Source organism: Bacillus sp. JHAA (assembly GCF_036961585.1).
GTDB classification, from domain to species: Bacteria; Bacillota; Bacilli; order Bacillales; family Bacillaceae; genus Bacillus; species Bacillus velezensis.
Map to the genome: position 1 here is coordinate 259,573 of NZ_JBAMDE010000004.1, position 24,179 is coordinate 283,751.

General features: G+C 48.9%; 25 protein-coding genes. 22 read left to right on the forward strand and 3 right to left on the reverse strand.

What is annotated here, in order from left to right; all coding sequences use genetic code 11:
- Positions 1–1,122: a mannitol-1-phosphate 5-dehydrogenase gene (locus V7728_RS11375; RefSeq protein WP_099566398.1), complete on the forward strand. Its 1,122-nt coding sequence runs from the start codon at positions 1–3 to the stop codon at positions 1,120–1,122.
- 68 nt (positions 1,123–1,190) lie between these two features.
- Positions 1,191–1,586: a 3-hydroxyacyl-ACP dehydratase FabZ family protein gene (locus tag V7728_RS11380; protein ID WP_003156298.1), complete on the forward strand. Its 396-nt coding sequence runs from the start codon at positions 1,191–1,193 to the stop codon at positions 1,584–1,586.
- A gap of 38 nt (positions 1,587–1,624) precedes the next feature.
- On the opposite strand, the gene V7728_RS11385 is transcribed toward V7728_RS11380, so the two are convergent.
- Positions 1,625–1,789, reverse strand: coding sequence for a hypothetical protein (locus V7728_RS11385; RefSeq protein WP_003156294.1), 165 nt, complete (start codon positions 1,787–1,789; stop codon positions 1,625–1,627).
- 127 nt (positions 1,790–1,916) lie between these two features.
- On the opposite strand from V7728_RS11385, the gene V7728_RS11390 reads away from it, so the two are divergent.
- The 9 genes from V7728_RS11390 (at position 1,917) to V7728_RS11430 (ending at position 9,329) form a co-directional block, all read left to right on the forward strand.
- Positions 1,917–2,666, forward strand: a complete 750-nt coding sequence (locus V7728_RS11390) for a Cof-type HAD-IIB family hydrolase (RefSeq protein WP_099566399.1) — start codon at positions 1,917–1,919, stop codon at positions 2,664–2,666.
- Between the two features lie 207 nt (positions 2,667–2,873).
- Entirely contained in the window at positions 2,874–3,638 is a 765-nt protein-coding gene (locus V7728_RS11395; protein WP_007410294.1) for a 5-oxoprolinase subunit PxpA, read from the forward strand.
- 22 nt (positions 3,639–3,660) lie between these two features.
- A complete protein-coding gene (locus V7728_RS11400) occupies positions 3,661–4,875 on the forward strand; it encodes an NRAMP family divalent metal transporter (RefSeq protein WP_099566400.1) in 1,215 nt (404 codons plus the stop codon).
- Positions 4,876–4,879: 4 nt separating this feature from the next.
- Positions 4,880–5,674 (forward strand): putative hydro-lyase, encoded by a 795-nt coding sequence (locus V7728_RS11405; RefSeq protein WP_099566401.1) that lies wholly within the window; start codon positions 4,880–4,882, stop codon positions 5,672–5,674.
- 29 nt (positions 5,675–5,703) lie between these two features.
- On the forward strand, positions 5,704–6,435 hold the full coding sequence (pxpB, locus tag V7728_RS11410; protein WP_043021409.1) for a 5-oxoprolinase subunit PxpB: 732 nt from the start codon (positions 5,704–5,706) through the stop codon (positions 6,433–6,435).
- A gap of 2 nt (positions 6,436–6,437) precedes the next feature.
- A complete protein-coding gene (locus V7728_RS11415) occupies positions 6,438–7,445 on the forward strand; it encodes a biotin-dependent carboxyltransferase family protein (RefSeq protein WP_099567258.1) in 1,008 nt (335 codons plus the stop codon).
- Positions 7,446–7,462: 17 nt separating this feature from the next.
- The gene (locus V7728_RS11420) at positions 7,463–8,212 is read left to right on the forward strand and encodes an IclR family transcriptional regulator (RefSeq protein ID WP_099566402.1); all 750 of its coding nucleotides are present in this window, start codon (positions 7,463–7,465) and stop codon (positions 8,210–8,212) included.
- 64 nt (positions 8,213–8,276) lie between these two features.
- Entirely contained in the window at positions 8,277–8,918 is a 642-nt protein-coding gene (locus tag V7728_RS11425) for a GDSL-type esterase/lipase family protein (protein ID WP_007609458.1), read from the forward strand.
- A 195-nt stretch (positions 8,919–9,113) separates the two neighbouring features.
- Positions 9,114–9,329 (forward strand): YczI family protein, encoded by a 216-nt coding sequence (locus V7728_RS11430; RefSeq protein ID WP_369719110.1) that lies wholly within the window; start codon positions 9,114–9,116, stop codon positions 9,327–9,329.
- Here the strand turns inward: V7728_RS11430 and V7728_RS11435 are convergent.
- Positions 9,300–9,620 (reverse strand): antibiotic biosynthesis monooxygenase family protein, encoded by a 321-nt coding sequence (locus tag V7728_RS11435; RefSeq protein WP_003156282.1) that lies wholly within the window; start codon positions 9,618–9,620, stop codon positions 9,300–9,302. The genes V7728_RS11430 and V7728_RS11435 overlap by 30 nt on opposite strands.
- Positions 9,621–9,776: 156 nt before the next feature.
- On the opposite strand from V7728_RS11435, the gene V7728_RS11440 reads away from it, so the two are divergent.
- From V7728_RS11440 to V7728_RS11480, 9 genes are all read left to right on the forward strand, one after another.
- Entirely contained in the window at positions 9,777–11,780 is a 2,004-nt protein-coding gene (locus tag V7728_RS11440; protein WP_099566403.1) for a penicillin-binding transpeptidase domain-containing protein, read from the forward strand.
- Between the two features lie 113 nt (positions 11,781–11,893).
- The gene (locus V7728_RS11445; protein WP_014416927.1) at positions 11,894–12,796 is read left to right on the forward strand and encodes an aldo/keto reductase; all 903 of its coding nucleotides are present in this window, start codon (positions 11,894–11,896) and stop codon (positions 12,794–12,796) included.
- 299 nt (positions 12,797–13,095) lie between these two features.
- A complete protein-coding gene (locus tag V7728_RS11450) occupies positions 13,096–15,180 on the forward strand; it encodes a BglG family transcription antiterminator (RefSeq protein ID WP_099566404.1) in 2,085 nt (694 codons plus the stop codon).
- 222 nt (positions 15,181–15,402) lie between these two features.
- Positions 15,403–16,917, forward strand: coding sequence for a class I adenylate-forming enzyme family protein (locus V7728_RS11455; RefSeq protein ID WP_099566405.1), 1,515 nt, complete (start codon positions 15,403–15,405; stop codon positions 16,915–16,917).
- Between the two features lie 158 nt (positions 16,918–17,075).
- Positions 17,076–17,936, forward strand: a complete 861-nt coding sequence (locus tag V7728_RS11460; protein WP_007410307.1) for an SDR family oxidoreductase — start codon at positions 17,076–17,078, stop codon at positions 17,934–17,936.
- 12 nt (positions 17,937–17,948) lie between these two features.
- Complete coding sequence (locus tag V7728_RS11465; protein ID WP_007410308.1) at positions 17,949–18,452, forward strand: D-lyxose/D-mannose family sugar isomerase; 504 nt, start codon at positions 17,949–17,951, stop codon at positions 18,450–18,452.
- An 86-nt stretch (positions 18,453–18,538) separates the two neighbouring features.
- Complete coding sequence (locus tag V7728_RS11470; protein ID WP_099566406.1) at positions 18,539–19,162, forward strand: GNAT family N-acetyltransferase; 624 nt, start codon at positions 18,539–18,541, stop codon at positions 19,160–19,162.
- Between the two features lie 6 nt (positions 19,163–19,168).
- On the forward strand, positions 19,169–19,591 hold the full coding sequence (locus tag V7728_RS11475) for a pyridoxamine 5'-phosphate oxidase family protein (protein WP_003156270.1): 423 nt from the start codon (positions 19,169–19,171) through the stop codon (positions 19,589–19,591).
- Between the two features lie 497 nt (positions 19,592–20,088).
- On the forward strand, positions 20,089–20,898 hold the full coding sequence (locus V7728_RS11480) for a lipid II flippase Amj family protein (protein WP_012116831.1): 810 nt from the start codon (positions 20,089–20,091) through the stop codon (positions 20,896–20,898).
- A 37-nt stretch (positions 20,899–20,935) separates the two neighbouring features.
- Here V7728_RS11480 and V7728_RS11485 read toward each other — a convergent pair whose 3' ends face one another.
- Positions 20,936–21,226: a DUF3817 domain-containing protein gene (locus V7728_RS11485; protein ID WP_076425682.1), complete on the reverse strand. Its 291-nt coding sequence runs from the start codon at positions 21,224–21,226 to the stop codon at positions 20,936–20,938.
- A gap of 175 nt (positions 21,227–21,401) precedes the next feature.
- Between V7728_RS11485 and V7728_RS11490 the strand changes: the two genes are divergently transcribed.
- Positions 21,402–21,836, forward strand: coding sequence for an Lrp/AsnC family transcriptional regulator (locus V7728_RS11490; RefSeq protein WP_007410180.1), 435 nt, complete (start codon positions 21,402–21,404; stop codon positions 21,834–21,836).
- Between the two features lie 63 nt (positions 21,837–21,899).
- Positions 21,900–24,086: a DNA topoisomerase III gene (locus tag V7728_RS11495; protein WP_012116832.1), complete on the forward strand. Its 2,187-nt coding sequence runs from the start codon at positions 21,900–21,902 to the stop codon at positions 24,084–24,086.
- Positions 24,087–24,179 lie beyond the last annotated feature (93 nt).

Genomic DNA, 24,179 nt, shown 5'->3' on the forward strand with positions numbered 1-24,179 from the left:
ATGATTGCCCTTCATTTCGGAGCGGGAAACATCGGGCGGGGCTTTATCGGCGCCCTGCTCCATCATTCCGGCTATGAGGTAGTTTTCGCTGATGTGAATGAAACGATGGTCAGCCTTCTCAATGAAAAGAAGGAATATACCGTGGAGCTTGCCGACGGCGGCCGGCAGACAGAAATCATCGGCCCCGTTTCAGCCATCAACAGCGCGGTGCAAGAACAAGAGCTGTACAGGCTGATCAATGAAGCGGCGATCATTACGACGGCGGTGGGCCCGAACGTTCTCAGACTCATCGCCCCGTCCATCGCGGAAGGGCTGAAGCGCAAAACGTCCTCTGAGCCTCTCAATATCATTGCCTGTGAAAATATGATCGGCGGCAGCAGTTTTCTGAAAAAAGAAGTTTTCGGACATTTGACGGAAGCGGAGCGGGAACTCGTGAACCGGACGGTCGGCTTCCCGGATTCTGCGGTGGATCGGATCGTGCCGATTCACCACCATGAAGATCCGCTGAAAGTATCCGTAGAACCGTTTTTTGAATGGGTCATAGACAGAACCGGCTTTGCCGGCGGCCAGCCGGTACTGGAAGGCGCGTTGTTTACGGATGATCTTACGCCTTTCATCGAGAGAAAGCTGTTTACCGTCAATACCGGTCATGCCGTTACGGCGTACGTCGGCTATCAGCGCGGATTAAAAACCGTCAAAGAGGCCATCGGCCATCCGGAAATCCGGCGTGTCGTGTACGATGCACTTTCAGAAACGGGCGAGTACTTAGTGAAAGCGTACGGCTTTAAGCAATCCGAACACGAGCAGTACATGAAAAAAATCATCGGCCGCTTTGAAAATGAATACATCACGGATGATGTGACGAGGGTCGCCAGATCACCGCTCAGAAAACTCGGAGCGAATGACAGATTAGTAGGGCCGGCCAAAAAAATAAAAGAACCGAACGCGCTGGCAGAAGGCATCGCCGCCGCCCTGCGCTTTGACTATCAGGATGATCCGGAAGCGGTTGAGCTGCAAAAGCTTATCGCGGAAAAAGGCACGAGCCGCGTTCTTCAAGACATTTGCGGTATTCAGCCGCATGAACCGCTGCACGGCATCGTGCTCAAAAAGCTCAATCAATAAAAATGAACCCGCGTCGGGGGACGCGGGTTTTTTCTTGCGTTATAATGAGAGGGAAGGGAGGCTGCGTGATGAATCAGAAGCTATTGCCCCATCGTTTTCCGTTTCTTTTGATTGACGGCACGACGAACAGTGAAGCCGGAAAATGGGCGGCTGCTTACAAAAACATCAGTGAAAATGACTGGTTTATAACTGAATCCCAAAGAGAGATGCCATTTTCGCTCGTCGTTGAAGCAATGGCCCAAACGGCGGCTTGCGCGGGAATTACCGGCGGTGACGGCCTCGGTCTCTTATCCGCGGTGAAGAAAGCGGAAAGGTTAGGTGCCGCTTTGCCGGGAGACCGTCTGGATCTTTTTTTTGAGGTCACGCGAATCAGACGCGGTTTTGTGTTCGGCCGGGCGAAAGCGTCCGTTGCCGGGAAGCCTGTGGCGGAAGCTGAGCTCAGCATATTTATCCAGCCATCGTAAAAAAAGCCGCCTCCATCGGCGGCTTTCGGACAAGCGTGTTATTTTGTATCATAATCTCTTTCACTTTGTGAATTGTCCCTTTGGTCATGTTTGTGTTTTTCGTCATTGGCGTTTTCCTTCAGCTCTTCCAGCGGAATCGGATCGGTTAAATCATGATGTTCAGGATTTTCATTCGGTTTGTTCTTTTGTTTTCTTTCTTTCATCCTCCATCACCTCAATATTTCTTTTCCTCAACGTTCTCCCCGCCAAACGCAGGAAGCGGTTTTTTGTTCCTGCGGGTCATATGTATTAAAATAGAGACGACTACATTATAAAAAGTGAGGTACATATATGCCGATACAAAGAGAAGACGCAGATATTAAACTGATCGCGATTGATATGGACGGAACCCTGCTCAATGACGAGCAGCTCATCCCGGAGGAAAACCGGCGGGCGATCAAGGAAGCGGAGGCGAAAGGAATTCACGTCGTCATCAGCACAGGACGCACGCTGATGACCTGCCGCGAACTGGCTGAGTCTCTCGAGCTGTCATCCTTTTTAATCACGGCAAACGGCAGCGAAATCTGGGATTCCAACTTTGAGCTGGTTGAGCGCAAGCTTCTTCATACCGATCATATTCAAAAATTATGGGATCTGAGGAATAAGCACAACACGAATTTCTGGGCCTCTACCGTCGATAGAGTGTGGAGAGGGGAATTCCCGGAAACGATTACGGATCATCAGTGGCTCAAGTTCGGATTCGAAATCGAGGATGACGAAGTGCGGAATGAGGTGCTGAAAGAGCTCAAGGAATACAAGGAGCTCGAGATCACAAACTCCAGTCCGATCAACATCGAAGTCAATGCCCTCGGTATCAACAAAGCGGCTGCGCTGGCGAAGGTATCGGATAAACTCGGCTTCACGATGGAAAATGTGATGGCCATGGGTGACAGTCTGAATGACATTGCCATGATTGAAAAAGCGGGTGTCGGCGTCGCCATGGGGAATGCGCAGGACATTGTGAAAGAAACAGCTGACTGGGTGACTGATGTCAACACGGAAAACGGGGTCGCCAAAGCGATCCGCCACTGGGTGTTATAATAGAAAAAAGAGAGAGTCTCAGTATGAGACTCTCTTTTTTTTGTTTTGTCAGATTTGTGACTAGGTCCCATGGTAGGTTTTCTGACAAAAGGATGTTCAAACCTGTCAGAAATAAATATAATGAAGAGAAATCCAACAATTCGGAATAGTCATTCCGAATAGCGGAATGATAATCATATAAAACGTTTACAATACAGGAGGGATCTTATGTTTCAGATTGACATCAATTGTGATTTAGGAGAGAGTTTCGGTGCTTATAAAATCGGACTGGATGAAGAGATTTTGGATTATGTGACATCTGCAAACATCGCCTGCGGCTTTCATGCGGGTGATCCCAGCGTGATGCGCAAAACGGTTGCGCTTGCGGCGGAAAAAGGCGTGAAAATCGGCGCTCATCCCGGGCTGTTCGATCTGCAGGGATTCGGGCGGCGGCAGATCGCGATTACGCCCGAGGAAGCGTATGATCTGACGCTGTATCAAATCGGCGCGCTGTCAGGGTTTTTAAAAGCAGAAGGTGTCGAGATGCAGCATGTGAAGCCGCACGGCGCTTTATATAATATGGCCGCCGTCAATCCCGGCCTGTCAGAAGCCATCGCTCAGGCGGTCTGTCATTTTGATCCCGGGCTTATTCTTTTCGGGCTTTCCGGAAGCGAGCTGATTAAAGCGGGAGATCGAATCGGACTGAGGACGGCAAGCGAAGTGTTTGCGGACCGCACCTATCAGGAAGATGGCACGCTGACGCCGCGTTCAGAGCCGGATGCGCTGATTCAGGATGACAAAAAAGCGGTCGGTCAAGTGATTCAAATGGTGAAAGACAGCACGGTGACATCACGTAAGGGACAAGCTGTAAGCCTGAAAGCGGACACGGTCTGCATTCACGGAGACGGAGCCCACGCCCTCACATTCGCAAAAACAATCAAAAAAGAATTAAAAGCGGCAGACATTCAAATCAGCGCGCTTTCAAAAGACTGAGCAGCAGAGGGAGGAAGACAGCATGGAGCAAAAGAAAAAAACAGCCGGAAAGGCTTCCGGCAAATGGTCGCTTCTTTTAGGCGCGACATTTTTGATGGCGACATCATCAATCGGGCCCGGCTTTCTGACGCAAACGGCCACGTTTACCAATACATTGGCGGCAAGCTTCGGATTTATCATTTTAATTTCTATTATTTTGGACGTTTTCGCGCAAACCAATGTATGGCGGATTATCGCGGTTTCCGGAAAGCGCGGCCAAGAGATTGCCAATATGGTGCTTCCGGGCGCCGGTTATGCCATTGCTTTTCTGGTCGTGCTCGGCGGACTTGCGTTTAATATCGGAAACATCGGCGGCGCGGGTCTCGGTCTTCAAGTATTATTCGGGATCAAACCGGAGATCGGCGCTTTAATCAGCGCAGCGGTCGCGGTGCTGATTTTTGTCATAAAGGAAGCCGGAAAAGTCATGGACCGTTTTATGCAGATCGCCGGAATCGTCATGATCGTATTGACTGTGTATGTTGCCGTAACGACGGCTCCGCCGGTCGGACACGCCGTTGTGAAAACTTTTATGCCTGATCATATCAGTGTGCTGGCGATCGTGACGCTTGTCGGCGGCACGGTCGGCGGATACATTACATTTGCCGGCGGCCACCGTTTGCTTGATTCAGGCATCCAAGGGAAGGAAGTCCTCCCTCAGGTTACGAAAAGCTCCATCACAGGCGTTCTGATTACATCGATTATGCGGATTGCCCTGTTTCTCGCCGTGCTCGGCGTCGTCTCAAAGGGCCTGAGCATTGATCCTGATAATCCGGCGGCTTCTGTATTCCGGCTTGCGGCGGGAAATGTAGGCTATAAAATTTTCGGCGTCATCATGTGGTCTGCCGCTATCACGTCTGTCATCGGCGCCGCCTATACATCGGTATCATTTTTCAAATCATTTTCAACAAAAATAGAAAAGCACTCACATGGCGTCATTATCGGTTTTATCATCGTATCCACTCTTATTTTTGTTACGATCGGCCAGCCTGCCAAAATTCTGGTCGCGGTCGGTTCGCTTAACGGCTTAATTCTGCCGCTTGCATTAGCGATGATTCTGTTGGGCGCTTATAAGAAAAAAATCGTCGGCGATTACAAGCATCCGATCTGGCTCACGATTGCAGGGGCGATCGTAGTGGTTGTCATGGCGGTTATGGGCATCTATACATTATTTACGCAAATGCCGCAGCTATGGAGCTGATGATATGAAAAACCATATGAGTGACATGAGCCCCGAAGAAGTCAGACAGCTGGTCAGGAAGGGGCAGATGACCGGGCCGACGGCGGGGATGGCCGCTTCTTACGCACAAGCCAATCTCGTCGTTTTGCAAAAGGATCTGGCCTTTGATTTTCTCTTATTCTGCCAGCGCAATCAAAAGCCTTGTCCGGTGCTGGATGTGACGGATGCGGGTTCACCCGTTCCGGCAATAGCTGCGCCGGGAGCTGATATCCGGACGGACTTTCCGAAATACAGGATTTATCGGCATGGCGTGCTTACTGAAGAGGTAACGGATATTACGCCGTATTGGAAGGATGATTATGTCGGGTTTTTAATCGGCTGCAGTTTTTCATTCGAGCAAGCCCTTATTAATCAGCACATTCCAATCAGGCACATCGATGAGGGTGTGAATGTCCCCATGTATAAAACAGACATTGACTGTGTTCCCGCCGGCCCGTTTTCTGGAAAGATGGTCGTCAGCATGAGACCGATTCCGGAAAGGCTTGCAGTCCGCGCGGCGCAGGTCACGTCACGTTTTCCCGCCGTGCACGGCGCCCCCGTCCGCATCGGAAATCCGCAAAGCATCGGTATCAGCGATTTGCATCAGCCGGATTTCGGAGATGCCGTAACGGTGCGGGAAGGTGAAGTTCCCGTATTCTGGGCTTGCGGCGTTACGCCCCAGGCGGTGATCATGGAAGCAAAGCCTGACATCGTAATAACACATTCACCGGGGCACATGCTGATCACCGATATACGAAATGAATCGCTTGCTGTCCTGTAAGTGAGAAAGAATACAACGAGGTGATGACAATGATGCAGTATAGCGGAAATACAGCGCTTGATATACAGCCGTACGGTGATTCCGCCGTTATCATCCGCTTTGGCGGGCACATCAGCGAAGAGGTCAACAGCCGGGTGCATGCGGCGGCAGCCTGTATGGAAGAACGGCCGTTTCCGGGCTTCGTTGAATGTATTCCGGCATTCACAAGCTTAACGATCTTTTATGATGTGTATGCCGTCTCAAACATAAAAAAAGGCGTCTCTCCTTTTGCCCTGGTCAAGAAAGAAGTGACAGAACGTCTCAGCCATATAATGACCGGCCGCAAAGAAGAGCGCCGGGTGATGGAAATCCCCGTTTGCTACGGCGGTGATTTCGGTCCCGATTTAGAAGAGGTCGCTGAGATGAACGATCTGACCTCGGAAGACGTCATCCGCATTCATACTGAAGGCGAATATCTCGTTTATATGCTCGGATTTGCGCCGGGATTTCCGTTTTTAGGAGGAATGTCTGAGCGGATCAGAGCGCCGAGAAAGGCGTCGCCAAGGCCGTCCATCCCGGCCGGTTCAGTAGGAATCGCGGGAATGCAGACCGGTGTGTATCCGATATCCACTCCCGGCGGCTGGCAGCTGATCGGCAGCACCCCGCTCCGTCTTTTCAGGCCGGAAGAACATCCGCCGAGTCTTTTGAGAGCGGGCGATACGGTGAAATTCGTCCGGATCACGGCAGAGGAGTACAGCCGCATCAAGGAGGGAGCCGAATGAGTATGAAAGTGGTAAAGCCCGGTCTCTTGACGACGGTTCAGGACACGGGGCGGACGGGATATCAGAAATACGGTGTGCTGGGAAGCGGGGCAATGGATACGATCTCACTGCGCATCGCCAATCTTCTTGCCGGAAATCAAGAAAAAGAGGCGGGACTGGAAATTACGCTCATGGGGCCCGGGCCTTCCTTTGAATTTTCAGAACCTGCGGTTATTGCCGTCACGGGAGCTGATTTCGCCCTTCATATTAATGGGGAGCCCGCCCCTCTATGGAAACCGGTTTTGATAAAGGAAAACAGCGTCGTCTCATTCGGGCCGTGCAAGATGGGGAGCCGCGCTTATCTCGCCGTCGCGGGGGGATTTGACGTGCCCGCCGTCATGGAAAGCAAAAGCACGTATGTCAGAGCGGGGATCGGCGGTTTTTGCGGAAGAGCGCTGCAAAAAGATGATGAGCTGCCGCTCGGCCGTATGACGCCATGTTCGGAATCAATCGCGTACCGTCTGAGCGATTCTTTCGGACAGCATGGTTTCTCAGCGCCTGATTGGTCTGTCAGCAGCAGAGGATTTCTGCCGCTGAAAAAAAATCCGGTCATACGAGTGCTTGAAGGCGCTCAATTTCACGCTTTTACAGAAGAAGCAAAATTGCGTTTTCATCAAGAGTCATATACGGTCACGCCTCAATCCGACCGAATGGGCTACCGGCTGAAGGGCGCTCCGCTTGAATTGCGGGAGCCGCTGGAGATGGTATCTGAGGCCGTGACGTTCGGAACAGTGCAGGTGCCGCCGGACGGCAATCCGATTATTCTGCTGGCTGACAGACAGACGACGGGGGGCTATCCGCGGATGGCGCATATCATATCCGCTGATCTTCCTCTCGTCGCCCAAACGATGCCGGGGGAACATATCACGTTCCGGGCCGTTTCGCTGGAGGAAGCGGAACTGCTGCTTTTAGAGAAGGAACAGCAGCTGAAGGAGCTGAAAGCAAGGCTCAAAATGGAATGGCTGATCTGACAAAGGGGCTAAAGACCATGGAAAACAAAAACAAAACTGTCATCAAATCAATGGAACTGCTTCATTTGTTTCTGACTGAACCGAGCCTGAGCTTAAATGAGCTGGTTTCTCTATCGGAAATGCCGAAGACCTCGGTTCACCGGATGGCAAGCTCGCTGGAGGAAACGGGATTTCTCACCCGGGCAGCGGACGGCCGTTATCAGCTTGGTCTGATCTTTCTACAGTTCGGCCAGCTCGTCTCTGAACGTCTGGACATCAGGAAAATAGCCAAACCGATTATGGAAGAGCTGTGCGGCGAAGTGGATGAGGCCGTTCAGCTGATCATGAGGGACGGAGATGAAGCCATTTACGTCGAAAAAATTGAAGGCACCCAAACCGTCCGCCTGTATACGGCAATCGGCCGCCGGTCGCCGCTGTACGCGGGAGCGTGCGCCAGAAGCATTCTATCGTTTCTGCCAAAAGAGGAGATTGACACATACATTCAGAAGACAAAGCCTGCCGCAATCGCCTCAGGCACGATGACGGATCGGGCTGAACTGCTTCAATCCATTGAAAGATCCTTACAATCAGGTTATACGATCAGCTATTCGGAATTAGAAGATTACACGGCGGCGATCGGGGCGCCGATTTTCAATCACGAAGGTAAGGTGGCTGCCGGAATCAGCATCGCCGGCTTCGAAGCCCGTTTTTCAGAGGACAGGCTGCCGTATTTAACCGAAAAGGTCAAAACCGCCGCACAGCATATTTCTGAGAAATTGGGTTATTGACCGAGCCAATTTTTCTTCACGCGCGTACATTACAATATCGATAGTAACGAGTGGAGGAAAGTAAATGGGACTTGTTTATACGGCGCTGGGGGATTCTTTGACGACGGGGAGGGGATCCGGGCCGTTTTCCGCCGGTTTTGTACAGCGGTTCGGGCGGATGATGGCAGAAGATTTACAGACAAGAACCGACGTATCCATCTTTGCCAAATCAGGCCTTGAGACGGGAGAAATTCTCGGGCTTATGTCCTTGCCGTACATTCAGAGGCGGATTCAGGCTGCTGATATGATTACGATTACAGGCTGCGGCAACGATTTGATCGATTCGGTTCAGGCATATCAGCAAACATCGGACGCTTCGGTGTTCACCAGCGTGTCCAGTCACTGCCATGAGAACTTTGAAAAGATGATTGCCAAGATCGCTGCCTTAAAAGGGCCGCACCCGTCTCCTTATGAGATCCGCGTCTTCAATTTATACAATCCTTTCCCGGGCATCTCCATTGCAGAAAAATGGATATCCTCTTATAATGCGCACCTCAGCACACTCGCATCGGCGCCGCACGTCAAAATTGCCGACGTCCACAGCGCTTTCAAAGGAAAAATGAATGAATATCTCTCTCATGACCGCGTACACCCCAACAGCAAGGGGTATGAAGTCATGGCATGCGTCCTGCGGGGGCTCGGATACGGAAGCCTTGCCCGCTCATAACCGCGCGCTCCTTTTCATCGGGAGCGCGCTTTTCGTGCTCCTTAAAACAAACTTAAAATTGTCCGACTTTCGTTCTATCCGCGCAAAAAATACGCTAGAATAATGGGGGATAAAGACAGAAATAGAATTGTGTTCAAAAAATGATAACAGAAAGGATGGATTGCTTTGCTGCGCGCCTTAAAACTGTCACTCGCGATGCTGATTATTATACTTGCGGCCGCCGCATTTACGTATGCGGAACATACCTCTGTCATACAGCCGGTTATGCTCGTGTTTCTCGGTGCGGTCATGTTCATTCAGGGGCTGGAGGAAAAACGGAAAGAAAACGACGGCTCCGGGAAATTCAATATCTATACCGCCGTTTTTGTATGGTCAATCTCCTTAATCGGTTTTACGCTTCACGCGATCTGAGTCTGATAGATCCTGAAAATGCTCCACAACGGGAAATGGTGAATAAAAACGGTGCAGTAAGGCTTTCCATTCCTGATATTCCGGCGATCCGCGAAAGCCTTTTGTATGATCTTCTAATGTCTCCCATTCCACAAGCAGCAAATATTTATGCGTCTTTTCCATACATTTGGACAAGGAATGGGACAGATAACCTTTCATGCCCGCAATAATCGGCTCCGCCCGGCGGAATGCCTCTTCGAATTCCCCCTCAAGACCTTCTTTTACATACAGCATGGCTGCTTCTCTGATCATCTGAAATTCCCCCTTTTTTTAATAGATACATTGTATAAGAATATGGCCCGTGACGGCAGGAGAAACAAAAAAATTTTAAATAATATGAGAAAAAAATCCTTGCCAGCCTGATTTGGTTTAGGAGAAAATAACAGTTGGAAGGCAGGGGAATAGACAGTGAAAAAAGGGTTATACCTATTACTTTTACTCGCAGGAATCATAGGTTTGATCGGCTGCTCGAAAACGGAATCGGCCGAAGACAGAATGAAAGATTTCGTAAAAGACTGGAACGGCGGTCATTACGATAAGATGTACCAAAGCCTCACCCAGGATGAAAAGAAAAAACGATCCAAAAAGGATTTTATAAAGCGATATGAAACCGTTTATGAACAAGCAGGGGTCAAAAATCTGAAAGTCACTGCCGAAAAACAGGACGAAGACGACAAGAAAAAAGATGACCTCCAGCACATCGATTATAAAGTCAGCATGGATACAAAAGCAGGGAAGGTCGCTTTTGAAAACACGGCAGTCCTGAAAAAAGAAAAAACAGACGATGGAGAATCGTGGAACATCGACTGGAATCCTTCTTTTATTTTCAAACAGCTTTCCGATGACAAAACCGTGCAGATCGCAAATGAAGAACCGAAGCGCGGACAAATTTACGACAAAGACGGAAAAGGTCTCGCCGTGAATACCGAGGTGCCGGAAATCGGCATTATCCCTGGAAAACTCGGCAAGGATAAAGACAGCGTGATCAAAAAACTGTCTGAAAAACTGGACCTTTCTGAAGACGATATCAAAAGCAAATTGAACCAAGGCTGGGTAAAAGACGACTCCTATGTCCCGCTTCAAAAAATCAGACCGGATGATGAAAGCAAGGTCAAAAGCCTGCTCGCATTAGACGGCGTGACGAAAACGAAAGTCAGCTCCCGCTACTATCCGTACGGCGAAAAAGCGGCTCATCTGACCGGCTATATTAAAACCATCACAGCGGAGCAGCTGAAAAAAGCGAAAGACGGCCAATACAGCGATACTTCCAAAATCGGCATCGCCGGCCTTGAGAATGTATATGAAGACAAGCTGCGCGGCACGACCGGCTGGAAAATTTACGTCCCGCAAACAGGTGAGGTCATTGCTGAAAAGAAAGCCGAAAGCGGGCAGGATATTCATGTAACGATTGATATGAAAACGCAGACGAAGCTGTATGATTCTATGAAAGATGACAGCGGAGCGGCAGTCGCCCTCGAACCGCAAACGGGAGAGACCCTCGCGCTCGTCAGCGCACCGTCTTATGACCCGAACGGCTTTATTTTCGGCTGGGGCGGAAAAGAATGGAAAAAGCTGAATGAAGATAAAAACAATCCGTTTTCAGCGAAATTCAACAAACTTTATGCGCCGGGATCAACGATTAAACCGATTGCCGCGGCAGTCGGCCTGACAAACGGCACATTGAAAGCGTCGAAAAAGAAAAAAATCACCGGAAAAGAGTGGCAGAAAGATTCAAGCTGGGGCGGTTACCATGTCACACGCGTATCAGAGCGCCTGAATGAAGTGGATCTCGAAAACGCGCTGATCACATCGGACAACATCTACTTTGCGCAAAATGCCATAGATGCCGGAGCGGACGCGTTTACAAAAGGATTAAAAACATTTGGCTTTGATGAAGAGATTCCGTACCAATTTCCGATTGAAAAGTCTTCAATCGCTAACGGCAAGCTTGATTCCGAGATCCTTCTCGGAGATACGGGCTACGGCCAGGGGCAGATGCTGATGTCTCCGCTGCACTTAGCTGCTGACTATACCGCATTTGTAACAGACGGAAATCTCGTCAAACCGACATTGATCAAAGACGGAGAAAAAACACCGCAAATCTGGCATAAGCAAGTGGTGTCGAAAGCCAATGCCGAAGAAATCACAAAAGGGCTGAGAGGCGTCGTTGAAGATCCGCGCGGCTCTGCATATCAGCCGGCCGTAAGCGGCATTACCGTAGCCGGAAAAACCGGTACAGCCGAGCTGAAAACGTCTAAAGAAGATAAAGACGGCAAAGAAAACGGCTGGTTTGTCGGTTACGATTATAAAAAGAAAGACCTCTTGATCGCGATGATGATTCAAGACGTCAAAAAACGCGGCGGAAGCCATTACGTCGTTGAAAAAGCGAAAAAGCAGTTTCAGAATCATTAAATGACGATTTTTGCGGGCTGAAAGGAAAATCGGCCGCCGAAGCAGAATGAAACAGCATGGGCAATTCCTGAAAACAGAGATACAAGAGGCTCTAAGAAAAAGGGGGATTTCACATGCAGCGCATTCAATTGGCTGAAGACCTGGAATTTTCAAGAGTGATACACGGGCTTTGGCGTCTGAACGAATGGAATGTTTCAGACGGAGAGCTGCTGAATTTGATTGAATGGTGTATCAGCCAAGGCATCACCACCTTCGACCATGCCGATATATACGGCGGTTATACGTGTGAAAAGCTGTTCGGCGGCGCTTTGTCCCTTTCGCCTTCAATAAGGGAGCGAATCGAAATCGTCACAAAATGCGGGATTGTCATTGAATCACCGGAACGGCCCGGAAACAAGTCGCATCATTATAATACGTCGAAGTCTCACATTTTAGCGTCGGCGGAGCAGTCGCTCTTGAATCTGAATACGGATTATCTGGATGTGCTGCTCATTCACAGACCGGACCCGCTTATGGACCCGGAGGCGGTGGCTGAAGCGTTTCATGCGCTGAAAAGCTCGGGAAAGGTCAGATATTTCGGAGTATCGAACTTTAAAGCGCACCAGTACAGAATGCTCGAATCCTATTTGGATGATCCGCTCATCACAAACCAAATTGAAATCTCGGCGTACGAGCTGGAAAATATTCATGACGGCACGCTGGATTTCTGTCAGGAAAAACGCATTCCGCCGATGGCGTGGTCACCGCTTGCGGGCGGGAGCGTCTTTACCGGACAATCAGATAAGGACGTCCGTATCCGTGCCGCGCTTCGTTCCGTACAGGAAGAAATCGGCGCCGCTTCCATTGACGAAGTCATGTACGCATGGCTGTTCACCCACCCGGCAGACATCATGCCGATTGTCGGCAGCGGAAAAGAGAACCGCATTTCCGCCGCGGTGCGTGCATCCGCGTACAAACTCAGCCATGATCAGTGGTTCCGGATTTATACCGGTGTCCAAGGCTGCGATATTCCATAAACAGAACAAACGCCCGGAAGCTATCTTCCGGGCGTTTGTTTATGTGGTGTGCAATGTCTAAAAACAAGTAAGGTCACTTTGAAGTATAGCCGTGCGGATCAAGAGTAACAAGCGTCATGGCATATTATCTGACACATTTTTCTTTTTCAATACTGTCACACGGCCCAGTGCCAAATTGCCATTTGAAAATGGTTGAATAATCATTGAAAGCGTTTTATATTATAACTTACACCACTTTCCCCGGCAGCACTCCCCATATGACATACTTCTCACAACTAGAAAATCTGGAGGCGCGTTTCATGTATATGACAGCGAGAGAACAAAAATTAATGAAACATCTATTACTGCAGAACCGGTACGAGACAGTGCATGAACTGGCGGAAGCTTTACAAGTCAGCACAAGAACCGTTCACCGCGAGTTAAAAACAATCAAACCGATAATGGAATCATTCGGTCTGGCACTTGATAAACAGCCCGGAAAAGGACTGAAAGCGGTAGGAAACCCGGAGGACAAACAAAAACTCCTGTCAGACCTGTCCTATGAACAGCATGAATACAGCGCTGAGGAGCGGAAACTTTTAATTCTATGTTCACTATTAGAGTCTCAAGAGCCGATCAAGCTCTACAGTCTGGCGAACGAACTGCAAGTGACAAACGCGACGATCAGCTATGACCTGGATGAGCTGGAGACTTGGATTGCGCCCTTCGGCTTGACGCTGATCCGAAAAAGGGGCTTCGGCATTCAGCTGACGGGGCCGGAAAATGCGAAACGGAAAATCGTCGGCAATCTCATCGTCAACCGCCTTGATATTCAAAGCTTTTTGGAAGCGGTTGAATTGAATATTAAAGGAAAACCGGACGATGCTGAAAAAATGTTCGGCGTCGTAAATAAAGCGGAACTTTTGAAAATGGACCGGCTCTTAATTCAGCTCAAGGAAAAAATCGCGATCGCCTTATCTGACAGCTCATACATGGCGCTTGCGGTTCATTTAACCTTTGCGATGGACCGGATCAGGCTCGGAGAAACCATCACGATGGAGGCTTCGGAACTAAAAGCGCTGCAGCAGACGAAGGAGTACGGCTCTGCGCTGGAAATGGCAAAAGAGCTTGAAAAAGCGTTCGGCGTTTCAATTCCGGAAGCTGAGATCGGATATATCACCATTCATTTGCGGAGCGCCAACCGCAAATACAAAACGGAATTCAAACCGGAAGACATAGAGGTTGAAACGGCCTTGCAAACGAAGCAGCTGATCGGCTTCATTTCTGAAAAAATTAAAATTGATCTGACGGAAAACGGTTCTTTATACGACGGTTTAATCGCCCATCTGGAGCCTGCGATCAACCGGGTAAAAGAAAATATCGACATGTACAACCCGATGACCGAGCAAATTAAACGCGACTACTTTCTGCTGTACATGGCCGTAGAAGAAGGAATGGAAAAATTCTTTCCGGGGCTTCTTTTCTCTGATAATGAGATCGCTTTCATCGTTCTTCACTTCGGCTCCGCTTTGGAAATCAAACGGGAAGAGGCGAAGATCAAAGCGCTGATCGTCTGTTCAAGCGGCATCGGGTCGTCCAAAATGCTCGCATCCAGGCTGAAAAAAGAGCTTTCGGAAATCCGTTCCTTTGATATGTCTTCCCTCATCGAACTGAAGGATCGAGACATCACCGCGTATGACATGATCGTATCCACCGTTCCGATCCCGTATGAAAATATTGATTACGTCATGGTCAGTCCGCTTTTAAACGAAGAAGACGCTGATCAGGTCAAGCAGTACATCAAAAGAAAAATTCCGCTGATTCTTGACAAAAAAAGAAACGGTAAAAGAGAAGAGAAGCAGCCGGAGACGCCTGATATGCTGGAAGCGGCCGGCCGTATGGCGCATTACGCGGCGGTTATCCAAAGCGTGCTGCGGAACTTTTCGGTCAAATCCATTGATTCAAACACGGCGTATGAGCTGTTTTTGAACCGTATGTTTGACATGCTGGAGCAAGAAGGATTGGTTCATAATGCCCAAAAAACCGCACAGCGCCTTGCTGAGCGTGAACGACAGGGCGGACTCGGCATTCCGGGAACGGCGATGGCCCTGTACCATCTCAAAAATGAAGAAATTGTCACGCCTTTTTTCAAAATTTATGATTTGACGGCTCCATGCAGTGTCAAAGGCATGGACGGAAATTCCCTGACCGTCGACCGCGCTTTGGTGATGATGGCGCCGGCTGATATGCCCGCTGAAGGGGCGGAAATACTAAGTGCGGTCAGCTCGGCCATCATCGAGTCCGAAGACAGTATAAAAGCCTTCCAGACGGAGGATGAGGCCGATTTATACAAACGTTTAAACAAGCTGTTTTATCATTTCATTCAGGAGAAAGGACAGCGGTAAACAGGAAGCGCACACCTCATGTGGGGTGTGTTTTTTTGTGCATGTATGAGGGTAAGGGGAAGGGAAGAAACTAAAAACACGGGACTATTGTATCATTCACTGATGGAATAGTTCTAAAACAAAATAGTTTTACAAGTTATATTTTTTGGTTTAAAATGGGTTGCGTGAGAAAGAAAATCTGACAGAGTTTTTTTGTGATTTATCATTATGGGAGATGAAAATATGGAGACATTACAGCATCTGATTCTGCATGACATTTCAAATAGCGAAGAGATCGAAGCTGTAAAAAGCGGTGCGCATACCCTGACCTACGCGGAATATCGAAAACGAATCAACCAGCTTGCACAAGCGCTTCTTGATAAAGGAATAAAAAAAGGCGACAGAGTGGCGATGCTTTGCAAAAACGGCCACGCGGCATCCATTGTCATGTTTGCGGCACTCGAAATCGGCGCGGTGGTTGTGCCGGTCAGCTGGCAATTAACACCTTACGAAATGAAAGGCATTTTAGCAGCCTGTGAACCGAAAGCTGTTTTTTACGGCACTGAATTTAAAGAGATCATGGAAGAAGTGCTTCCTGCGCTGGTATCTTCTCTTAAACTGAAGGTCGAGACCGGAACAGCTGCGGAGACAACGCTTCAGTTTGACGCTTTATTGACAGGCTCCGGTGATACACCGGATGTCGAAACGGTGTCTGAAAACGATACGGCATTGCTGATGTTTACCTCAGGTACAACCGGCAATCCGAAACGCTGCATGATCACTCACGGCGGCATATACAACTACGTAAACGCGACATTGGCATACACGGGGAGAATGCAGCATGTCCGCTTCTTAGCATGCCATCCGAATTACCATACGAGCGCGATTATCTGCCAGATGGTCGGCACGATGAGCGGAACGACATTCATTATGACAGACAATCAGGACCCTGTGGAAAACCTGAAGCTCATCGAAAAAGAAAAAATTCAAACCATCATGGCGCTGCCAGTCTATTTCACATACCTGCTGAAAGCATGGGAAACGCACCAGACTGACATGTCTTCTATCGTTTATATGATGACGGGAGGCACAAAGGTGCCAAGCAGCCTGATCCAGCAGTATCTCGACATCGGCATTCCGCTCATGCACGGATACGGAAGCACGGAAGCGTGGGGCATCAGCTCTTGGAATCCGCAAATGGGAATGGATAAAGCCGCTTCCGCGGGTAAACCGATGGAAGAAGTGGATGTCCGCGTTGTAGATCCGGAAACAGGTGAAGTCCTTCCGCAAGGCTCAATCGGAGAAGTCGTTGTGACAAGTCCGTTTTTATTCAAAGGCTACGAAGGTAACGAAGAAGCGACACGAAAAGTGCTGAAAGACGGTTGGTTCCATACCGGCGATTCCGGATATGTGGATGAAGACGGATTTATCTTTATCACCGGACGTTATAAAGATGTCATCATCTACGGCGGCGACAATATTTATCCCGACCAGATTGAAGAGGTCATTCAGCAAGTGCCGGGCATTCTCGAAACGGCGGTTGTCGGTATCCCTGATCCGCTTTACGGTGAAAAGCCGAAAGCGTTCATCGTGACAAACGGCAGAGAAGACCTGACAGAAGAAGAAGTGACCCGATTCCTTCAAGAACGTCTTGCCGCCTTTAAAATTCCGGAAATTGAGTTCGTCAGCGAACTTCCGAAAAACAACCTTGGAAAAGTGAGAAAAGACGTGCTCCGCAAACAAGCGGTACGTTCATAATTGAAAACAAAAACCCGGCTTCCAGCCGGGTTTTTTTCTTGCGTTCCATGTGAAACATTTTTCTCCGAAAACGTTTTGAACTGTCTCAATCATGTTTATCCGGAGGACTGCCGAGGTAGACAAGAAATATGAGATCGAACAAGAAGGAGGAACTTGACATGGAAAACTATCCGAAGGAATTCCCGGCGGAATCACAAAACCGCCAGCCGGGCATTGAAAGCGAAATGAATCCGGCGCCTGTTTATGAATACAAAGAATATAAAGGCGCTGATAAATTAAAAGGGAAAACCGCACTTATCACAGGGGGCGACAGCGGTATCGGACGCGCCGTAGCGGTTGCTTACGCGAAGGAAGGCGCAAATGTCGCGATCGTCTATTTTGATGAACACGGTGATGCGGAAGATACAAAAAAACGAGTGGAAGAAGAAGGCGTAAAATGTCTGTTAATCCCCGGCGATGTCGGTGAGGAAGACTTTTGCAATGAAGCGGTTGAAAAAACGGTTGAAGAATTCGGGCGTCTTGATATTCTCGTGAATAACGCCGCGGAACAGCATCCGAAAGAAAGCATTAAAGACATCACAAGCGAGCAGCTTCACAGAACCTTTAAAACAAACTTTTACTCACAATTTTATTTGACTAAAAAAGCGATTGATTACATGAAGCCGGGCAGCGCGATCATCAATACGACATCCATTAATCCTTACACAGGCAATCCGCAGCTGATTGACTACACGGCTACAAAAGGCGCGATTAACGGTTTTACGAGATCCATGGCGCAAGCGCTCGTCAACGACGGTATCCGTGTCAACGCCGTGGCACCGGGGCCGATCTGGACACCGCTTATTCCGGCGACATTCTCAGAAGAAACAGTCGCTTCCTTCGGTCAGACTACTCCGATGGGGCGGGCAGGCCAGCCTGTTGAGCATGTCGGCTGCTATGTGCTCTTGGCCTCAGATGAATCATCTTATATGACCGGGCAGACGCTGCATGTCAACGGCGGCAAATTTGTAACCACATAAGGGGGCTGAAGCATGACGATATCGAAACATGATGTGAATGCATACTATCAAAAAGCGGGAATCGTTCTGACTGATAATGAAGTCGAAGACATTCAAATCATGGATTACGGCTTAGGCAAGCTTGAGGAAACCGGGCTTCAGCTGTTTATTTACGTGAATACCGACCGCTACTGTTCGAAAGAATTGGTGCTCTTCCCGCGCCAGACGTGTCCGGAACACCGCCATCCGCCGGTCGGCGGCGAGAAGGGAAAACAAGAGACATTCCGCTGCCGCTGGGGGAAGGTGTATCTCTACGTGGAAGGCGAAAAGACAGAGAACCCAAGCGTCCTCCCGCCGGAAGAAGACAAGGAATACTACACCGTCTGGCATGAGATTGTGCTTGAGCCGGGCGGACAATACACCATTCCGCCGGATACGAAGCATTGGTTTCAAGCGGGAGAAGAAGGGGCGGTCGTCACGGAAATGTCATCGACAAGCACGGATGATCACGACATTTTCACCGACCCGCGCATTTAAGGATGAGGCTGCACGCCTCATCTTTTTTGTATGGAAAAAAATGAATTTACCTGTATAATGGCTAATAAAGGAAAGAAGGTGCGGTCGTGTTTTCCTGTCAAATCCGGGAACATCTGACGATCAGATTGCTTGCCAAAGAAGATACGGACGAATTGTATTCTGTTATGAAGCGAAATCAAAACCATCTCAGCGAATGGCTCAGCTGGGCGGAAGACCTGGCTGATATCGATACGTACCGCGATGTGATCATCCCCGAATGGCGCTATAAATACGCGGAAGAAAATGGGTTTGACGCCGGAATTTTTGTGAAGGGCCGGTTTTGCGGCATGATCAGCATCCATAATGCCGATACAGCCAATCAAAAAGCAGAGATCGGCTACTGGCTGGATCGAGAGCATGAAGGATTCGGCATTATCACCGCAAGCTGCCGGGCGGTCATCACCCATGCATTTCAGGATCTCGGCCTGAACCGCATTATGATCAGCGCGGCTGAAAAAAACACGAAAAGCAGGGCAGTGGCGGAACGGCTCGGATTTCAGAAAGAAGGACTGACGAGAGAAGGCATTTTCGTACAGGGCGCCTATCATGACACGGTGAACTACAGCATGCTGAAGCGGGAATGGAGCGAAGATCGGCAGAATAGCACATTTCTTGGTTTAAATGTCTCCCCAATGTGGAAAAGTAACAGTGGAGACGTTAAAAAGGAGTGATTCTTCATGAATCAAAATGAAATCAAAGAAAAAGTGCTTGAAGTACTGGATCATCATAAAGTCGGTTCGCTTGCGACGGTAGAGCAAGGCAAACCGCATTCACGCTACATGACATTTTTCCATGACGGCTTAACGATTTACACGCCGACGAGCAAAGACACTCATAAAGCGGAAGAAATTGAAAACAATCCGAATGTTCATATTCTGTTAGGGTATGACTGTGAAGGATTCGGAGACGCTTATGTGGAAGTGGCCGGAACCGCCAAACTGAACAACTCAGCCGATTTAAAAGAAAAGCTGTGGGATCCGAAACTGGAACGCTGGTTTGACGGAAAAGACGATCCGAACCTGGTGATTCTTGAAATTGAACCGAAGCAGATCAAGCTCATGAACGCGGGTGAAAAAACGCCGGCCGAGCTGGAACTTTAATAAATCATTTGATTATTCAGGGGCAATCTGTTATACTTAATTGCTAAGTGACAACATGCAAATAAAAAAGAAAGTAAACTTCTTTTTTCTGTTTTGATATAGAAGCTTCAGGCTTCAACGGACAGCTTGAAAAAAAGCTGAGCTTATTCTTTTCCTTCTGACATTCGCCCCTAACGAAGAGATGGAAAAAAGACTTTTTGTTTTACAATTCACACCGGCGCGGCTTCGGAGCCGCAGTGACGATTGAGAGGTAGGGCTTTCGTTGTCTTGTGTTCAAGAACTTCCATGGTGTTTACTTTCGAAGAATGATTCTGTCGGAACTGTTAATACGAATCACCCGCGGGCTAAGGCGGGCAACCATATATTATTTATTTGCGTAAGAAAAGAATAAGACAAAACCGCTCCGGACATCCGGGCGGTTTTTTTATGTAAACGGCCGAAACCTCGCCGCAGTCTGCAGAGTCTAATCAGTAGAAAAGATTTGGAGGAATCATACATTGCACGTTATTACTTCACAAGTACTGTTTATCTTCTGTTTTCTGCTGCTGATACATTCGATTGAAACGCTTGCCTATGCAACACGGCTTTCCGGCGCGAGAGTCGGATTTATCGCGTCCGCACTGTCATTATTTAATGTCATGGTCATCGTGTCTCGCATGTCAAACATGGTTCAGCAGCCGTTTACCGGACATCTGATTGATGCCGCCGGATCAAACGCCCTGTCTCTTGTGGGCGCCCAGTTTCGATTTTTAATATTCGGCTCCACGGTCGGAACGATGCTCGGCATCTGTCTTTTGCCGACATTCGTCGCGTTATTCTCCAGGGCGATTATACACTTGGCGGACGGAGGAGGCTCCGTCATGCAGGTATTTAAAAAAGGATTTTCACTGAACGGGCTGAAGCATGCGCGTTCTTATATCAGACTGCCGTCAGTCTCCTATTTAAAAGGGCTTCAATTCCGAATGATTCCGAAACGCTTGTTTGTCATTAATATGGTCATTACGTCTATTTACACGATCGGTGTTCTGTCCGCTCTGTACGCCGGCCTTCTGGCGCCTGAGCACAGCACGACCGCCGTGATGGCATCAGGCTTAATCAACGGAGTTGCGACTATGCTGTTGGCTGTGTTTGTTGACCCGAAAGTATCCGTACTGGCAGACGATGTGGCGAAGGGCAAGCGCAGCTACGTCTCCTTAAAATGGACATCATTGACGATGGTGACATCAAGGGTGGCGGGCACGCTTCTCGCCCAGCTCGTATTCATCCCCGGCGCTTATTATATCGCCTGGGTGACGAAATGGATGTAACGCATGAAAAAAGCTCCTCTGCAGAAGAGGAGCTTTTTTATTGATAATGTCTCAGGACGCGATCATAAATAAAATTACCGAACGGAATAAAGGCCGCGATAAAACCGGCGGCTGACCATTTCACATGCCATTTGACAGTAAACGCCGCATACGCCAGCACCGCCAGATAAATGATAAACAAACCGCCGTGAATGGAACCGGCAATGGTGACGGCGAGCGGATGATGAGCCCAATACTTCAGCGGCATCGCGATAAACAGCAGCACCAAAAGCGACATTCCTTCAATAAACCCCATCGTGCGAAGTCTGCCGATCGGCGTGTGTAACATACAGCTCCCTCCTGTCGGACATCTTTTTTCCTCTATACTATAAGCAAAGGGCAGTCCTAATATGACCATTTCGCGTCAGTTCCTAAAAAACCTTTATTAATTCAGCCTGTTGTTCTTGTCATTTTTCGGATTTCTCTTGATAATATAGCCAAAAGGGTAAGGAAGGACTACAGTCATGAAACTAGATAATGTTGATCTGAGCATCATTAAAGAGCTGCAGCGGGACAGCCGCCTGTCCATGCGGGAACTGGGCAGAAAAATCAAATTGTCAGCTCCGTCCGTCACAGAGCGTGTCAGACAGCTTGAATCCTTCGGCGTCATTAAGCGCTATACATTGGACATTGATCAAAAAAAGATCGGGCTTCCTGTTTCCTGCATTGTCGAAGCGACGGTGAAAAACGGAAAATACGATCAATTTAAAACCTACATTCAATCCATTCCCAACATTGAATTTTGTTTTCGGGTCGCCGGGGCGGCGTGTTATATGCTGAAGATGAACGCGGACAGCCTGGAAACGATCGAACACTTCATCAACCGCACCTCTCCGTATGCCCAAACCGTGACCCACGTCATTTTCTCAGAAATTGACACAAAAAACGTCCTCGATTAGAGAGAGCGTGAGGAAGTCTGTTATAATAACAGGATGATTGTGAAAGAAAGAGAAGTGAAAAGCATGTCAAAAACAGTTGTATTAGCTGAAAAACCTTCAGTCGGCCGGGACTTGGCCCGCGTTCTGAAGTGTCATAAAAAAGGAAACGGATATCTTGAAGGCGACCGCTACATCGTCACATGGGCGCTCGGGCATCTGGTAACGCTCGCTGACCCTGAAGGATACGGCAAAGAATTTCAATCATGGCGGCTTGAGGATCTGCCGATTATTCCGGAGCCTTTGAAGCTCGTCGTCATTAAAAAAACAGGAAAACAGTTCAATGCGGTCAAAGCTCAGCTTGTCCGGAAAGACGTCACCCAGATCGTAATCGCTACAGACGCAGGACGGGAAGGGGAGCTTGTGGCCCGCTGGATTATCGAAAAGGCAAACGTCCGCAAACCTATTAAGCGGCTGTGGATTTCCTCTGTGACGGATAAGGCGATTAAAGAAGGATTTCAAAAGCTCCGCAGCGGCAAAGAGTACGAAAACCTGTATCATTCCGCCGTTGCCAGAGCGGAAGCGGATTGGATCGTCGGCATCAACGCGACCCGCGCGCTGACCACAAAATTTAACGCGCAGCTGTCATGCGGACGCGTCCAGACTCCGACATTGGCGATGATCGCCAAGCGTGAAGCGGATATTCAGGCGTTCAAACCCGTTCCTTATTACGGTCTCCGCGCGGCGGCTGATCAGATGACGCTGACATGGCAGGATAAAAAAACAAAGCAGACAAGAACATTCGATCAGACGGTGACCGGCCGTTTGGCAAAAGATCTCCAAGGAAAGCCGGCGGTCATTTCAGAATTGAAAAAAACGGCGAAGAAAAGCTTCGCTCCCGGTCTTTACGACTTGACGGAATTGCAGCGGGACGCTCATAAGCGCTTCGGTTTCTCCGCAAAAGAGACGCTGTCCGTGCTTCAAAAGCTGTATGAACAGCATAAGCTTGTCACTTACCCGCGGACGGATTCCAGATTCCTTTCCGCAGACATCGTGCCGACTTTAAAAGACCGTTTAAACGGCATGGAAGTTAAGCCGTACGCACAGTACGTCAATCAAATACTGAAGCGGGGCGTCAAAGCACATAAAGGATTCGTCAATGATGCGAAAGTATCGGATCACCATGCCATTATTCCGACAGAGGAGCCACTGATCCTTTCAAGCCTCAGCGACAAAGAACGAAAGCTTTACGATCTGATCGCCAAACGTTTTCTCGCCGTGTTAATGCCGGCGTTCGAATACGAGGAAACAAAGGTCACAGCCGATATCGGCGGCGAAACATTTACCGCAAAAGGGAAAACGGTTCAATCGCCTGGCTGGAAAGCCGTGTATGATATGTACGAGGATGACGACGATCATGAGGAAGACAAAGACCAGACGCTCCCGGATCTTCAGCAGGGTCAGCGCCTCACTGTCTCATCATTGAAAGAAACGAGCGGACAGACGAAACCGCCGGCGCGCTTTAATGAAGGCACGCTGTTATCCGCGATGGAGAACCCAAGCGCCTTTATGCAGGGAGAAGAGAAGAACCTTGTAAAAACATTGGGTGAAACCGGCGGACTCGGAACAGTGGCCACCCGCGCTGATATCATTGAAAAACTGTTCAACAGTTTCTTGATCGAGAAAAAAGAAAAAGATATTTTCATCACGTCAAAAGGGAAGCAGCTCTTACAGCTCGTCCCGGAAGATTTAAAATCACCGGCCTTAACCGCTGAGTGGGAGCAAAAGCTCTCCGCCATCGCAGCGGGCAAACTGAAATCCGCCGTCTTCATTAAAGACATGAAAACATATGCGGGCAAAACGGTGAAGGAAATAAAAAACAGCAGCCAGACTTTCAGACATGACAACATTTCAGGCACCGCCTGCCCTGATTGCGGCAAAATGATGCTTAAAGTCAACGGCAAACGCGGCACGATGCTCGTATGTCAGGATCGTGAGTGCGGCAGCCGGAAAACGCTGGCAAGAAAAACAAACGCCCGCTGTCCGAACTGTCATAAGAAAATGGAGCTTCGCGGCCAGGGCGAAGGCCAAACCTTCGCATGTGTATGCGGCCACCGGGAGAAACTGTCCGTCTTTGAAAAGCGCAAGGCGAAAGATAAATCCGGACGCGCATCCAAGCGGGACATCAACTCTTATATGAAAAGCCAAAACAAAGAGGAGCCGATGAACAACGCGCTGGCAGAACAGCTGAAAAAACTCGGACTGGATAAATAGATCAGAGAAAGGCAGCATTTGTAAAGAAATGCTGCCTTTTGTTGTGTTTTTAACTGTAATGGGAATACGATCCAGACGAAGAGGGAAAAGGTG

Bases quoted from the DNA above. Each gene is read 5' to 3' on its own strand.
- V7728_RS11485 (WP_076425682.1), bottom strand. From the start codon at position 21,226: ATGTTACACACGCCGATCGGCAGACTTCGCACGATGGGGTTTATTGAA.
- V7728_RS11430 (WP_369719110.1), top strand. From the start codon at position 9,114: ATGCTGATTATTATACTTGCGGCCGCCGCATTTACGTATGCGGAACAT.
- V7728_RS11490 (WP_007410180.1), top strand. From the start codon at position 21,402: ATGAAACTAGATAATGTTGATCTGAGCATCATTAAAGAGCTGCAGCGG.
- V7728_RS11390 (WP_099566399.1), top strand. From the start codon at position 1,917: ATGCCGATACAAAGAGAAGACGCAGATATTAAACTGATCGCGATTGAT.
- V7728_RS11380 (WP_003156298.1), top strand. From the start codon at position 1,191: ATGAATCAGAAGCTATTGCCCCATCGTTTTCCGTTTCTTTTGATTGAC.
- V7728_RS11400 (WP_099566400.1), top strand. From the start codon at position 3,661: ATGGAGCAAAAGAAAAAAACAGCCGGAAAGGCTTCCGGCAAATGGTCG.
- V7728_RS11450 (WP_099566404.1), top strand. From the start codon at position 13,096: ATGTATATGACAGCGAGAGAACAAAAATTAATGAAACATCTATTACTG.
- V7728_RS11395 (WP_007410294.1), top strand. From the start codon at position 2,874: ATGTTTCAGATTGACATCAATTGTGATTTAGGAGAGAGTTTCGGTGCT.
- V7728_RS11415 (WP_099567258.1), top strand. From the start codon at position 6,438: ATGAAAGTGGTAAAGCCCGGTCTCTTGACGACGGTTCAGGACACGGGG.
- V7728_RS11385 (WP_003156294.1), bottom strand. From the start codon at position 1,789: ATGAAAGAAAGAAAACAAAAGAACAAACCGAATGAAAATCCTGAACAT.
- V7728_RS11475 (WP_003156270.1), top strand. From the start codon at position 19,169: ATGAATCAAAATGAAATCAAAGAAAAAGTGCTTGAAGTACTGGATCAT.
- V7728_RS11405 (WP_099566401.1), top strand. From the start codon at position 4,880: ATGAAAAACCATATGAGTGACATGAGCCCCGAAGAAGTCAGACAGCTG.
- V7728_RS11425 (WP_007609458.1), top strand. From the start codon at position 8,277: ATGGGACTTGTTTATACGGCGCTGGGGGATTCTTTGACGACGGGGAGG.
- V7728_RS11460 (WP_007410307.1), top strand. From the start codon at position 17,076: ATGGAAAACTATCCGAAGGAATTCCCGGCGGAATCACAAAACCGCCAG.
- V7728_RS11495 (WP_012116832.1), top strand. From the start codon at position 21,900: ATGTCAAAAACAGTTGTATTAGCTGAAAAACCTTCAGTCGGCCGGGAC.
- V7728_RS11455 (WP_099566405.1), top strand. From the start codon at position 15,403: ATGGAGACATTACAGCATCTGATTCTGCATGACATTTCAAATAGCGAA.
- V7728_RS11435 (WP_003156282.1), bottom strand. From the start codon at position 9,620: ATGATCAGAGAAGCAGCCATGCTGTATGTAAAAGAAGGTCTTGAGGGG.
- V7728_RS11375 (WP_099566398.1), top strand. From the start codon at position 1: ATGATTGCCCTTCATTTCGGAGCGGGAAACATCGGGCGGGGCTTTATC.
- V7728_RS11420 (WP_099566402.1), top strand. From the start codon at position 7,463: ATGGAAAACAAAAACAAAACTGTCATCAAATCAATGGAACTGCTTCAT.
- V7728_RS11445 (WP_014416927.1), top strand. From the start codon at position 11,894: ATGCAGCGCATTCAATTGGCTGAAGACCTGGAATTTTCAAGAGTGATA.
- V7728_RS11465 (WP_007410308.1), top strand. From the start codon at position 17,949: ATGACGATATCGAAACATGATGTGAATGCATACTATCAAAAAGCGGGA.
- pxpB (WP_043021409.1), top strand. From the start codon at position 5,704: ATGATGCAGTATAGCGGAAATACAGCGCTTGATATACAGCCGTACGGT.